Origin of the sequence: Limosilactobacillus ingluviei DSM 15946 (assembly GCF_001435775.1) — a bacterium.
GTDB lineage: Bacteria > Bacillota > Bacilli > Lactobacillales > Lactobacillaceae > Limosilactobacillus > Limosilactobacillus ingluviei.
In genome coordinates this window covers 52,599-66,003 of the sequence record NZ_AZFK01000077.1, presented here as the reverse complement: position 1 = coordinate 66,003, position 13,405 = coordinate 52,599, and the positions used below count along the sequence as shown (strand labels likewise).

Annotated in this window: 13 protein-coding genes; 10 read left to right on the top strand and 3 right to left on the bottom strand. The window is 54.5% G+C overall.

All coding sequences use genetic code 11. The features are described 5' to 3' along the window. Positions 1–13 precede the first annotated feature (13 nt). Positions 14–2,299, bottom strand: a complete 2,286-nt coding sequence (gene helD, locus FC43_RS08220) for an RNA polymerase recycling motor HelD (RefSeq protein WP_056955421.1) — start codon at positions 2,297–2,299, stop codon at positions 14–16. A 245-nt stretch (positions 2,300–2,544) separates the two neighbouring features. On the opposite strand from helD, the gene FC43_RS08215 reads away from it, so the two are divergent. The 10 genes from FC43_RS08215 to FC43_RS08170 all read left to right on the top strand — a co-directional run bounded on the left by FC43_RS08215 (position 2,545) and on the right by FC43_RS08170 (position 11,040). Continuing rightward, the gene (locus FC43_RS08215; protein ID WP_019206475.1) at positions 2,545–3,486 is read left to right on the top strand and encodes a Ppx/GppA family phosphatase; all 942 of its coding nucleotides are present in this window, start codon (positions 2,545–2,547) and stop codon (positions 3,484–3,486) included. Then, on the top strand, positions 3,479–4,735 hold the full coding sequence (locus FC43_RS08210; RefSeq protein WP_056955320.1) for a hydroxymethylglutaryl-CoA reductase, degradative: 1,257 nt from the start codon (positions 3,479–3,481) through the stop codon (positions 4,733–4,735). The genes FC43_RS08215 and FC43_RS08210 overlap by 8 nt, the downstream gene beginning before the upstream one ends. After that, on the top strand, positions 4,728–5,687 hold the full coding sequence (locus FC43_RS08205) for a hypothetical protein (protein WP_056955319.1): 960 nt from the start codon (positions 4,728–4,730) through the stop codon (positions 5,685–5,687). The genes FC43_RS08210 and FC43_RS08205 overlap by 8 nt, the downstream gene beginning before the upstream one ends. Positions 5,688–5,691: 4 nt before the next feature. Next, positions 5,692–6,390: an NAD-dependent protein deacylase gene (locus FC43_RS08200; protein ID WP_056955318.1), complete on the top strand. Its 699-nt coding sequence runs from the start codon at positions 5,692–5,694 to the stop codon at positions 6,388–6,390. A gap of 77 nt (positions 6,391–6,467) precedes the next feature. Beyond that, positions 6,468–7,652 carry an MFS transporter gene (locus FC43_RS08195; protein ID WP_056955317.1) on the top strand — a complete coding sequence of 395 codons (1,185 nt, stop codon included), beginning with the start codon at positions 6,468–6,470 and terminating at the stop codon, positions 7,650–7,652. Between the two features lie 190 nt (positions 7,653–7,842). Continuing rightward, the gene (locus tag FC43_RS08190) at positions 7,843–8,820 is read left to right on the top strand and encodes a LacI family DNA-binding transcriptional regulator (RefSeq protein WP_056955316.1); all 978 of its coding nucleotides are present in this window, start codon (positions 7,843–7,845) and stop codon (positions 8,818–8,820) included. 130 nt (positions 8,821–8,950) lie between these two features. Next, entirely contained in the window at positions 8,951–9,217 is a 267-nt protein-coding gene (locus FC43_RS08185) for a SemiSWEET family transporter (RefSeq protein ID WP_152977219.1), read from the top strand. A gap of 126 nt (positions 9,218–9,343) precedes the next feature. Then, positions 9,344–10,195 (top strand): NAD(P)H-binding protein, encoded by an 852-nt coding sequence (locus tag FC43_RS08180; RefSeq protein WP_056955314.1) that lies wholly within the window; start codon positions 9,344–9,346, stop codon positions 10,193–10,195. A gap of 46 nt (positions 10,196–10,241) precedes the next feature. Next, complete coding sequence (locus FC43_RS08175; RefSeq protein WP_056955313.1) at positions 10,242–10,664, top strand: Rrf2 family transcriptional regulator; 423 nt, start codon at positions 10,242–10,244, stop codon at positions 10,662–10,664. An 88-nt stretch (positions 10,665–10,752) separates the two neighbouring features. Continuing rightward, positions 10,753–11,040 (top strand): hypothetical protein, encoded by a 288-nt coding sequence (locus FC43_RS08170; RefSeq protein WP_019206484.1) that lies wholly within the window; start codon positions 10,753–10,755, stop codon positions 11,038–11,040. 49 nt (positions 11,041–11,089) lie between these two features. Here FC43_RS08170 and yidA read toward each other — a convergent pair whose 3' ends face one another. Continuing rightward, entirely contained in the window at positions 11,090–11,911 is an 822-nt protein-coding gene (gene yidA, locus FC43_RS08165; protein ID WP_056955312.1) for a sugar-phosphatase, read from the bottom strand. A 19-nt stretch (positions 11,912–11,930) separates the two neighbouring features. Continuing rightward, the gene (locus FC43_RS08160) at positions 11,931–13,277 is read right to left on the bottom strand and encodes an HD domain-containing protein (RefSeq protein ID WP_019206486.1); all 1,347 of its coding nucleotides are present in this window, start codon (positions 13,275–13,277) and stop codon (positions 11,931–11,933) included. Positions 13,278–13,405: the final 128 nt, after the last annotated feature.

The window sequence follows — 13,405 nt, the reverse complement described above, 5'->3', positions numbered from 1 at the left end:
GTCGTGCCAATTTTTATGCCTTGGTGAATTTCATTTGAACGAGCTGGCGGGCGGCCGGGGTCACCACACTTGAGAGCTCGCCGGGGCACAGCAAGGTTAAGTGGTGCATGGCCCGTGACGCCATCGTGTACAGCAGCCCAGTATCTTGGGCGGTGAAGGCCTGGGTGCTGACGTCGGGAATAATGACGGCGTCAAATTCCAGCCCCTTGGCCAGGTAGGTTGGTAAAATGACGACCCCGCTGGGCAGGGTGCTGTCCGTGGCGGTCAGGTGGGTCAGCGGGGTCACCCGCTCATACAAGAGTTGGTACAGTTGCGCCGCCTGGGCCTGGTCGCGCGTCAAGAGGGCGACCTTCCCGAAGTCGGCTTGGGCGGCGGTTACGGCAGCCACTAAGTCGGCGTGCCATTGCGCCGGTGTTTGGCTGATCAATAGCTGCGGAATCGCACCATGCCGGGTGAAGGAAATAATTTCGTCCCCGTCGGGCAGAAGGGCCTTGGCAAAGTCGGTGATCTCCTTAGTGGACCGGTACGACCGCCGCAGGGCGACTAATTTGGGGTGCTTGGCGGCCAGTAATTCCTGGGTTTGCGCCAGGAGGGTGGCCGGGGTGATCAGCGGGTAGAAGAGGGCTTGTTCGCTGTCCCCCAGAATGGTGAACTTCGCCAGCGGGAAGGCGTGGCGCAGGTAATACAGCATCGCGGGTGAGTAGTCTTGCATTTCATCAATAAAGACGTACTGGAAGGCCCGGTTGACCCCGCTGCCGCTCAATAAGTCGCGCAGGTACATTAATGAAGCGGTGTAGCTCAGGGGCAGCCGGTGAAATTCGAGCTGTTCATCGTACCGCTGGGTCAAAGCCGCCGCGTCTTTAATCGGCAGCTGGGCCAACAGGTCGTGGTACTGGGCGTAGTAGTCAATGAAGTAATTATTGTACAGGGCGTCATAAACCTGACGGAGCCGCCGTTTGGCCCACCGGCGGGCCAGGTAGGCATTCAGTTGTTCCGGACTGGCAAAGTCATCCACACTGTGTTTGCCCAGTAACTTGGTGATTTGCTGGGTGGTCAGCGCGTCGAGTTCCTTGGCGACCCAATCCTGCCGCGCTTCCGTCGCAATCCGGGCTTTCAACTCTTTAATCAGGGCGTTTTTGGTCGCTAAGAGCCGCTGTTCGACTGGCAAAGCGGTCGGCTGCGCGGCATACACGGTTGCGATGTGGTCAGCTGAGAAGAAAGGTTCCTCGTTAAAGCGGATTGGAACAAAGCAGGGCTGCACTTGTCCCGCGGCCATTTTAGCCAGGTAGGCTTCGACGGCCTGCATCATCGCCGCGGATTCAAGAAATTCCCGACCGTTGGCGTGTCCGTGGCTGGTCTCGTAGCGGTCAAAGAGGGTCTCAACTTGCAAGCCTTCAAACCGCCGCCTCAAAAAGCCGGCCAGAGTGACTTGGCGCATGTTCTTTTCCCCGAGCTTGGGCAGGACCTGGGAAATGTACTGGGAAAAGAGCAGGTTCGGCGAGAAGAGGACGATTTGATCAGCGTTTAAGGAATCGCGCGCATGGAAAAGCAGGTAGGCAATCCGCTGCAAGATCGCCGAAGTCTTCCCGCTGCCGGCCACCCCTTGGACGACCAGTAAGTCACTTTGCGTATTGCGGATGATGTCGTTTTGTTCCTGCTGAATCGTGGCGACGATTGACTGCATGTACTGGTCGTTTTGTTGGCCCAAGGCGGCTTGGAGCATTTCATCGCCGACGGTTTCGTTGGTATCAAACATATTGGTGATTTGACCGTCGACGATGGTGAATTGCCGCTTCTTCACCAACTTGGTGGTTTGCGGACCGTTGGGGGTCGGGTAGGTCACCGTCCCCAGGGTCCCGTTGTAATAGACTCCAGAAATCGGCGCCCGCCAGTCGTAGATCAAAAAGTCGGTCTTATCGCTGTTCATCAGCGAAGCCACCCCGATGTAGAGCGATTCAGGTTCTCGTTCGCCCGGATCGAGGATGTCAATCCGGCCAAAGTAGGGACTCTTCTTTAATTCTTGGAGGGTAGCGAGCTGGCGCTTTAGGATCTCTTCGTTTTCGCTGGCTTGGAACAGCAAGCGCCGTTGTTGTTCGATTTCAGCCCGGGATTCGGCAATGTCGTCAATTTCGTAGCGGTTAATGGACGTGTTGGCGCCGTAGTTTTTTTCCACCGCCCGGGTTTCGGCGTGGGCCTTGGCTAAGGCCGCCTTGGTCCGGATGATTTGGTCTTCAATGGCAGCGATTACGGCATCCACCCGGGCTTGTTCGGCTTGGCGTTCAGGATCAGTTGACTTCACGTGCAAAGTGCCCCCTTATGCTAAATAATAGGTAGAAAGAATTTTTTCGGTCAAGTGGGTTTGACAATGTTTCTATTGTAGTGAGAACCCCCGCTTAGGGCAAGCCGAAAGTTGTCGCTCGGGCGGCGGGCCCCGACTTTTTGAGAAAAGCGATCGTCAATTGGTGTCGGACCGGCGAGAAAATGGTAAGATTAAAAGTGATATTTTAATGGTGAAAAAATAAATGTGAAGAGAGGTGAGGAGCCGTGGAAAACCTGGCGATTGTGGATCTGGGCTCCAATTCAGCCCGCCTGGCGATCACCAAGATTTCTCGCAACGGAGAGTTTCATGAGGTGAAGCGGGTTAAGGAAAACAGCCGGTTGTCCGAGGGGATGGGTCCCGAGCGGATGCTCCAGCCTGCCGCGATGGATCGGACCATCGCGGCTTTAAAACGGTTCAAACGCCTGTACACCGGGATGCCCAATCTGACGGTGGTGGCGATTGCGACGGCCGCGGTCCGGCAAGCCAAAAATCAGGCCGTATTTTTAAAACGGGTCAAACAAGAAGTTGGGATTGAACTGCGGGTCTTATCGGGCCGGCAGGAAGCCTATTATGACTACCTGGGGGTGGTGCGCACTTTAAAGATGGACCATTGCTTGATCTTAGATGTCGGGGGCGCCAGCTGTGAGTTGGTCTTGGTCCAAAACCAACGGGCCCGCGACCTGATTTCTCTGCCCTTTGGCGCGGTCAATCTGTCCGAGCAGTTTCACTTGGGTGGCTTCGTTAAGGCCAGTGATTTGTTCCGGGCTGAGACGCTGGTGACCGACCGCTTTAACAAGGTCCCGTGGCTGCGCTTTGCCAACCGGGTGCCGATTGTCTTATTAGGTGGGGCCAACCGGACCTTAGCGCGGATGAGCAAGTCGCACCGGCACCAACAAAACGGCCGGATTCATGGCTACCGGCTGTCCTCGCGGGTCGTATATGCGACCTTTCGGGAGTTGTTAAACCGCAACTTGGCCCAACGCAAGAAGATGAATGGCTTGGAAGCCGACCGGGCCGACATTATCATCGGCGGGATGCTGCCCTTGATTTGCTTGTTGCAACGCAATAGCGACGGCCGGGTGATTTTCTCGGAAAGCGGAGTGCGGGAAGGGATTATTACGGAGTATATTCAGCAGCGACAAAAGGGGGCGCAGACTGATGACTGAGGAATGGCAACGCGGCTTTTACCGCCGCAGCTTGGCCCAACGACAAACGTTATTGGCCCACGGTCGTGATTTGGGACCGTTAGGGGAGGCCCAGCTGCAAATCAACGCCACGCCAGAGCATGATCTGGTAATTGAAAATTACGTGACCGATTACCGGGTTCCTGAGGGACTGGTCTTAGGCCTAGTCGTCAACGGGCAGCCGTACACGGTCCCGATGGCCACGGAAGAACCCTCGGTGATTGCGGCGGCTTCCAACGGGGCCAAACGGGTCGCCCAAAGCGGTGGTTTTACGGCCGTAATTCAAGAGCGGCAAATGATCGGGCAGGTCGTCTTACAAAACGTGACCGATCCCGACCACGTAATTACCGATTTATTAATGCACAAGGCGGAGTTGCTCCAGCTGGCCAACGCCGCCCGGCCGTCAATGCAAAAACGCGGCGGCGGCGCGGTGGACCTGCAGATTCGCCCTTTGGGCAGCTTTGTCAGTGTCGATTTGTTAATTGACGTGCAAGATGCGATGGGGGCCAACTCGGTTAATACGATGGCCGAAGCCGTGGCCGCGCACTTGCGGGAGAATGGTTACGATGTCTTGACCGCCATTCTTAGTAACTTGGCGGATCATTCCTTGGTGACGGTCACATGTCAGGTGGCCTTTGCCGACCTGGCGACGGCCGCGCTTGATGGCGAAACCGTCGCCCAGCGGATCAGTGCTCTTAGTAATTTAGCCCAGGTTGATCCCTACCGGGCGGCAACCCATAACAAGGGGATCATGAACGGAATTGATGCGGCCGTACTGGCCAGTGGCAATGATTGGCGCGCGATCGAAAGTGGCGCTCACGCCTACGCTGCCAAGAACGGACACTACCGGGGGCTGGCGGTCTGGACCGTTGGCGCCGAAGGGCTAATGGGGATGTTAGAACTCCCGATGCCGGTCGGGACGGTCGGCGGGTCGATTAAGCTAACCCCCCAGTCGAAGTTAAACTATCAAATCAGTCGGATTCAGTCCGCCAAGGAACTGGCCCAAGTAATTGCCAGCCTTGGTCTGGCGCAAAACCTGGCGGCTTTGCGGGCGTTGGCGACAACCGGAATTCAAGCCGGCCACATGAAATTGCAATACCGGTCGTTGGCCTTGAGCGTGGGAGCGACCCCCACTGAAGTGCCCACTCTGGTGGCCCACTTGGCGACGGAAAACCACGTTGATGCGGCCAAAGCAACAGCACTGTTACGGGAGATGAGAGAAAATGAGTGAAAAGATTGAATTGAATGCGACGGTCCAAAAACTGCTGGCCGAAGTAAACGATCGCTACCCCGACGGGAGCGTCTTTGTCCAGTTTGGCGACCAAAAGACCGGCTACGTGCGGCATGACCAAGCCAGCCAAAAGGTCTTGCCCGGCGGCCTCTTTATTACGGTCAACGATGTGACGGCTCCTGATTACACGGCGTCGCACGAATTGTTGCACTTGTTGATGTTATTGCAGGGCTTCCCGCAGATCTTCTTTTCCTTGTCCTTGGGCAATGCGCAATTGGATGAACAAATGATGATCATGGCGACCGACCTTTACGACGTGGCAATGCACCGGGTGGTGGTGGAGGTGCAACGTCAACACGGTCTGATCGATGATACGATCGAAGCGGCTTACCTCAAGGGGATTCAAGCGACCCTGACGCCAGAAAAAGATGGTGATAACGACGAACGGACCCTGCGCCTGCTGACCCTCTTGGACGCCCTGGTCTTTTATGGCGACCACCTCGACCAGGTTGCGCCAACCTTGACGGCCGCTTACCCGGTCGCCTTTGCGGCGGCGCAAAAGTTGTACGCGGCCTGGGCAACTAAGCCGGTGGACTCACCGTTTGAGATGCGGCGCCAAATCGTCAAGCTGTTCCGGCTTTTTGACGAGCAAATGCAGGCCTGGGGCTTACCTGCCTTACACAACAATGACTTCACCACCTTAACCCCGGCCTTAAGTGAACGACAGCTGCGCTTGAAGGTCCGGCAGGTCTTTGAAATTTTCCATTCGGATATGCAAAGCCGCCACGGGGACAAGGAGGTCTACGTTGGGATTCGGCGCAACGACCGGCAGAATTCCTTTGTCTTGCCGGCGCCCCAGCCGAATACTCCGGACGCCTTTGTCAAGTGGTATGACACGCCGGTCCAGACTTTCTTGGAGGACCGGGGGATCCCGTATCTGTTAAGGAAGTGAACGCATGGATGCCCAAATTCAAGCCGCCTTTGATGCGGCCCAGCAGATTGTCTTTTTGACCGGGGCGGGGGTGTCGACTGCCTCAGGAATTCCCGATTTTCGTTCGGCCAATGGCTTGTACACTAAGAATCGCAATGCTGAGTATTACCTGAGTCACCGTTATTTCGCCAGTGACCCGGCCGGTTTTTACCAGTTTTGTAAGGACAACTTGTACTTTCCGGCGGCCCAGCCGAATGTCATTCACCAAAAGCAAGCGGCCTTGACCCAGCAGGACCGGGCGGTGGTAATCACCCAAAATATCGATGGGCTTTACGAAAAGGCCCAGACCAAGCACCTGGTGAATTTCCACGGGACCTTGGAGCGGGTCTACTGTGAAAAGTGTCACCAGACCGTGCCGGTGGCTGACTACTTGCACAGTCGCTTGCACGCCGCCGACGGGGGTGCCTTGCGGCCGGACATTGTCTTGTATGATGAAGCCATTCCGGAGGCGGCCCTGCAGCAGTCACTGGCGGCCCTACAAGCGGCCGATCTGGTCGTGATCGTGGGTACGTCGATGCAAGTCTACCCGTTTGCCGGATTGTTGAACTACGCTAATCCGGCGGCCCAAATCCTGGCAATCAACCAGGAACCGCTGCATTTACCGGTTGATTTTACAATGCTCACCGGCGATGCAGTGGCCTTTTTCGCCGAATTAAAAATTTAAGGCAAATTAGTATCGTTACATTGCAAAGTGTGTTAGCATGGCTAATGCACTTTTTTCGTGGAAAGGGGGACCAGACGATGTCCAAACTGGTCAAACGGACGATTGCGATTATGATCGTCTGTGAATTTTTAATCTGTCTCGGGCTTAGCCTGATTTTCCCGGTCATGCCCTTTATCAAAAATGAATACCATTTTTCGGCCTTTGATATGGGGGTGATGTCAGCCCTGTTTGCCCTGGTACAATTTGTCGCTTCCCCAGTGGTCGGTCGTTGGTCGGACCGGCTCGGGAGAAAGCCGATGCTAATCTGGGGGATGGTGTTGTTTGCCATTGGGCAATTGATCTTTGCGGTCGGGAACACCCTGTGGATTTTTGATTTTTCTCGGGTGATCGATGGCCTGTCAGCCGCGATGTTTGTCCCGACCTCGATGGCGTTGGCGGCCGATATTACGACCCCGCGGGAACGGGCCAAAGTGATTGGGTGGCTGTCGGCCGCCTTTAGCGGGGGCTTAATCCTGGGCCCGGGCCTGGGCGGGATTCTGGCGGCCTGGGGCTACAAAGTCCCGTTTTGGGTGGCCGGGATCCTCGGCGGGATGGCAACTTTGGTGGCGCTGTTCTGGCTGCCGGATGATCGCAAAGTTGACCTGGGCCAACCAAGTGAACCGGCGCCAACGTCGCCGGCTCCCGGCTGGGGGAAGTATCGGCACTTAATGACCCGGCCAATGTTGATTTTATTTGCGATGATCTTAGTGGCCGCCTTTGGCTTGGCCGGCTTTGAAAGTATTTACAGTCTGTACGTCAATGAGGTGCACCAGTTTGATTTAGCCGCGATCGCGACCGTTTTGACCTTAAACGGGATTTTGTCGCTGGTCTTGCAGGTCTTCTTCTTTGAAAAGTTGGTTGTTTGGCTGGGCGAAGTCAAATTAATTCGTTACAGTTACTTGCTCAGCGCGTTAGCAACCTTGGTCGTGATCTATGACCACTCCCATTGGCAAATCATCGTCGCCACCCTGGTGGTCTTCGAGGCCTTTGATTTGCTGCGGCCGGCGATTACCACCCTCTTGACGAAGGCCAGCACCAAGGATCAGGGGTTGATCAACGGGATGAACATGTCCTTGACCAGCATCGGGAATATTTTTGGGCCCCTCTTATCCGGGGCGACCCTAGACTGGAATTACCAGTACCCGTACTTGATTGTGACGGTTTTCTTGATGGTGGCCTTTGGAATCTCATTTGGCTTGCGCAAATTTATGGCGCAAAATTAACTAAATTAAAATTAGTTCAGCACGGTTCAGTTGGGGACTTCCCCAGCTGAATTTTTTCTTTTCAAAGGTCAAACCTTATCAGGCCGCCCTTTCCCGTCGCTGGCCCCGGAACGGAGGGGCCGGTGAAAAGCGGAAATATGGTATACTTAACGCAATCTTTCACAAAAAATTACGTAACGGAGTGACAAAAATGGCAAGGGTAAAACTCCAGGATGTCGCCAAACTCGCCGGCGTCTCAGTAACGACGGTCTCGCGGGTCTTAAACAACCGCGGCTACCTGAGTAAGCAAACAATTAATAAGGTCCACCAGGCAATGGAGGAACTCAATTACCGCCCGAATGCGGTCGCCCGTCAGCTTTATAAGCAACGCACGGATCTCGTCGGCTTGGTCTTTCCGACCGTCAACAACCCCTTTTTCGGTCAGCTGGAAGCAGAATTGGAAACCCGGCTCTATGAACTGGGCTACCGGGTGGTAATGGGCAACAGCCAAAATAACCCGGGGAAAGAAGAGCAGTACTTGCAATTGCTGTTTAACGGTCAAATTGATGGCTTGATAGTCGGGGCCCACAATGAGGGGATTGAAGCCTACCATAATACCAATTTACCGATTGTTTCGATTGAACGAATTGTCAGCAAGCAGATCCCGGTCGTGGCCGCGGATAATTACCAAGGGGGCTGCTTAGCCACCCAACGCTTGCTTGACGCGGGCTGCCAACACATTATCCACACTAATTATCCAGCGACGTTGGCCACGCCCAACCAAGAGCGGCGGCGGGGTTACGAAGAGTTAATGACCAAGTATGGTCGGGAAAAGCTGACCTATGAGATCAGCTTTGATTTGCCAGATGACCAAAAGGCGGCGGTCTTTGATCGGCTCTTTGCTGAACATCCCGAATGTGACGGAATTTTTGCCGATAATGATACCAACGCCCGCTTAGCCATCAATGCGGCCCAAAAGGCGGGCAAACGGGTGCCAGAAGACGTCAAGGTAATTGGCTACGACGGGGCCAGCTCGACGCGGTTGCTCTTCCCGGATTTGACAACAATCCAACAGCCGATCCCCGAAATGGCGCAAGCCGCCGTCGATTTGCTGCAAAAACGCCTCGCAGGCCAAGCGGTAGAATCCGTGACCCTGCCGGTAAAACTGATCCCGGGGTTAACCGGGTAAAGGAAATTTGACTGGTCCCTTGGTGGGATCAGTTTTTATTTTTCTTGTATGTCATGCGGTTGACACAAAGTAGATAAAGCGCTAACATTATAAGCGTAATCAGAAAACGCTTACGAGAGGAAGATGGATGATGGAAAACCAAGAAAAGACCTTTATTTTGTGGCTGGGCCGGATTGCCAGTGTGATTGCTGTTTTGATGTATGTTTCCTACATTGCCCAGATTCAAAAGAACTTAGCCGGCGTCAAGGCCGCACCTTTGCAACCCTTTGTGGCGGGGGTTAACTGTACGCTTTGGAGCATCTATGCCTTCTTTAAGCGGGACCGGGACTGGTTTGTCTTTTGGGCTAACTTCCCGGGGATTTTCTTCAGCTTTGCCACTTTTGCTACTTGTTTCTAACTTCTTCGCGGCCGCTGGCGAGTGGCGGCGCTTTTTTTTGCAAAACATGTTGATTTTTAAATAACAGGTGTTAGAATGAATCTGTAAATTTTAAAACAACAGATTTAGAAAATGGGGGAATGAATGATGAAATACGGAATTACTGCGGCCACCGGGCACTTTGGTCAAGCAGCGGTGGCAGCTTTAAATGAATTGGTCGGGGCGGATAAAGTGGTGGTGATCGCCCGGAATGTGGCGAAGGCCCAGCAACTTTTTCCGGTCAATGAAGTCCGTCACGGTGACTATGGTGAACCGGCCAGCTTAGCCCCGGCCCTAGCCGGGCTGGACCGGGTCCTGTTCATTTCTTCTCAACCAGGGGGTGCCGTCAGCCGGGATGTTCAACACCAGAATCTGGTGGCCGCTTTAGCGGCGGCCAAGGTCGATCGGGTCGTTTACACCAGTTTCCCACACGCCGATCAAGCCCAGAGTTGGCTGGCGGCTGATCACCAACTGACGGAACAGGCCTTGCGCGCGGCTGGTGTTCCGGCCGTAATGGTGCGCAACAACTGGTACTTGGAGAACGAAGCCAGCTTCCTGCAAGCCGTCGCGAATGGTCAACCGGCGGCCTACTGGGCCCGGCAACCACTGGGCTGGGCCTTGGAAAAGGAATACGCAGCTGGGGCAGCCAAGGTCTTAACGTTGGCGGATCCAAAGCCAGTTTACGAATTTGCCGGCTCCATCACGTCCTACGCTGAATTAGGCGCTGCCGCGGCCCAAGCTGGTGGCCAGCCCAATTCGGCGACTCAGGTCAGTCAAGCTCAATACATTGCTGGCTTAGAACAAGCGGGGTTGGATCATGCGACGGCGGCGCTGTACGCGTCCTTCCAAGCGCCAGCTGATCAAGGGGACTTAAAGCACGCCAGCGATGATTTGCCAACGGTCCTGGGCCACGCTTTGACGCCACTGCCGGTCGCCATTCAAGCAGTATTGGCGGAATAAGCTAAATGTGGTATTCTGGCTAGGAAATGGCGAGGAGGAAATTAAAATGAAATTTTCCCATAAATTAAGTGATGCCATCCACATCCTGGCCTACCTGGCAATTTTTCAAAGCGGGGATCGTTCCAGCAAAGCGATTGCGGCTAGCATTGAGGCCAACCCGAGCGTAGTGCGCCTATTAATGGCCGACCTAAAGCGGGCTGGGCTGATTGAAAGCCACCCGGGGGCCGCCGATCCGGTCTTGACCAAGGCCCCGGCTACGATTGACTTGTTGACGGTTTTTCGGGCGGCCTCGATGAACCACACCTTGTTGCATATCGATCCCAAGACCAACCCAGCTTGTCTGGTCGGGGCCAATATTCAAGGCACCTTGGACGAATTGTACGGGCGGGTCCAAGCGGCGGCCGAAGCCGAATTAGCCCGCTTGACCCTCCAAGATGTGATTGATGGGATCCACCAACGGGCAAAGTAAAAAGCTATTCCGGGGGCGCCGGAATAGCTTTTTTGTTTCGGGGGGTAAAATAAAAGTGATCATAGGGTTTGATAAAGGAGGGGATTTGATGAACCAGTGGTTATTTTTGGCAGCGTTGTTGCTGGTGGTTTTGGCGATCCAGTATTTGCGGGGCCGGTGGTTGACGACCTTGGCTTGGCAACGTCACCAGCAACGTTCACCCGCTCAGCTGGCCCGCTTGGCCAAAGCCTTAGCCTGGCCGTTATTGATCGTGGCCCTAGGCTGCTTGAGCTTAGCTATCGACAATCCCTTCTGCCGCCAAGCGGCCTTGGGGTGCTATTTAGTGGGAGCGCTGGGGCTGGTTGGGACCCAACTGTACTACCGGCATCATCATTAAAAATCAAAGCCGTGGCTTGGGATGGACCAGGTCACGGCTTTTGCTGTGGTTAATTTAAGACGTACTTTTCAATCGCTTCAGCAATCCCATCGTGGTTGTTATCAGCCACGACGACATCGGCGCAGGCCAAGGTGGAAGGAATGGAATTGCCCATCGCAACCCCGATGCCAGCGGCTTCAATCATTGATTCATCATTTTGGGCGTTGCCAATCGCTATCACTTCGGCCATTTCGAACCCGAGGTGCTGGGCCAAGGCGGTCAGGGTGTTGCCCTTGCCGGCCTTAGGGTTGACGGCTTCGAGGTAGTATTCCTCACTGCGCACAAAGGCAAAGCGTGCTTTCAGGTCCGCCGGTAATTCGGGCAAGATTGCGTCAATTTTGGCCGGTTCATCCGTCAGCATCACCTTGCCAATCTCGAGTTGTTCGCGCATCGCCAACAGCTGGTCCATCGTCCTAAAACGGATCGGCATCGAGACCAAGTCGGATTCGTGAACGGTGTAGGGGCTGAGGTCCTGGTTGGCCGAGTAGATATAATCGGCGGTTTCGATGATTGACTTCACCCCGTGCTTGCGGTAGAAGTTTTCCAGGTCCAGATAGTCATCAAAGTCAACCGTGGCGTTGACGATCACGTCCTGGCCGGTCGATTGGGCCAGGCCACCGTTGTAGCTGACCACGTATTGATCAGCCTGACCGTTAAGGTGTAATTGATCTAAGTAGGCCACGACCCCGGTCATTGGCCGGCCGGTACATAAGACGACTTTGACCCCGGCGGCGGTGGCCTTCGCTAAGGCCGCCTTGGTCTTGGGGGTGATTTCGCGTTGGTCATTGATTAACGTGCCGTCGATATCGATGGCAACCAGTTTGATAGTCATAATAAAATCCTTTCTCGGTTTAGATTAAGTGATTGTTGTGCAAATAACTTTGGAATTCGTCGTAAATCGGTTGGAAGATCTCGATGTCTTGGTGCTGTTCGAGCATTTCCTTGGGGAAGAAGAAGCGCATGTCGCCGGCTTCTTTGCCCGCGACGCTGGCAACTAAGGTCGAAACTTGGGACAGTTCGACCAACTCCCCGTTGGGTTGGACCAGTTCAATCTGACTTTGGGGCGTTTGCGCCTGCGGATTGTAGACATCATAGGGGAGTTTATACGATGAATTGGTTGCCGTGTAGTAGTCGGCATTAAAGCCGGCGGTGGCGATCAAATCCCGTAATTTGGGCAGCCGGGCGGCCGAGGCTTCGTCGTAAAGGACCGATTTGAAGGGGCGCCGGTTTAAAAAGCGGTCGGCCAAGTCCGCTAAGATGTCATCGCTGGCGTGGCGCCAGTGGGTAAAGTAAGTGGTCAGCACGCCGTCATCTAAAGTCAGGTAATCTTCTAGGGAAAAGCGGCCGTTGAAAAAGGGCATCAACAATTGGGGCAAAAACTCCGGTTGGTAGTCGTTGGGGTGCTGATAGAGCCACTTAGCCCGCTTGAGTTGGTGGGCCAAGATGACTTCCAGCGACCGGGAAACCGGGTGAAAGTAGACCTGCAGATACATTTGCAGGCGGCTGAGGATGTAGTCTTCAACGGCGTGCATCCCGGCAATTTCAAAGGCAATCCCATTTTGGACGGGACGCATCACCTTTAAGACCCGGTCAAGGTCAAACTTGCCGTAGTTGGTGCCGGTATAAAAAGCGTCCCGCTGTAAGTAGTCCATCCGATCGGCATCAATTTGCGATGAAATCATCTGGACGACTTGGGGGTTGGCATAAGTATGGTCGATGACGCTGGCCACCTGGGCCGGAAAGTCGGGACTGACCCGCCGTAAAATCTGGTTGATATTGGTTTCCGGACTGGTGATCAGGCGCTGGGTAATCGTTTCGTGGTCGGTATGAAAGATGTGTTCAAAGGTGTGGGAGAAGGGGCCGTGGCCCAGATCGTGCAACAAAGCGGCGCACAGGGCCACCGGCCGTTCGCGGTCGTTCCACAAGCCGTCGCCAGCATCCTGGCTCGGGTAATTGCGTTGAAAATGATTGCACATCCGGCGGGTAATTTCGTAGACCCCCAGGCTGTGGCCAAAGCGGGAGTGCTCAGCCCCGTGGAAAATCAAGGCACTGGTCCCTAGTTGCTTGACCCGGCGTAGACGTTGAAACTCCGGGGTGTTGATCAAATCAAGGATGATTTGGTTATCAACGACGATGTAATGGTGGATCGGGTCGCGAAAGACCTTTTCCTTTGGCAGTTGTTCATCGAAAAAGCCCATGGTAATTCCTTTCTGTCAAGTTAAAGTTAGTTCCCATTATAGCGAACTTTGGCCGGGGACGAAATATTTCCGGGCCGATCAAATTTGAGAAGCGGTCCGCTTTTACTTATAATAGAGGCAAACTGAGA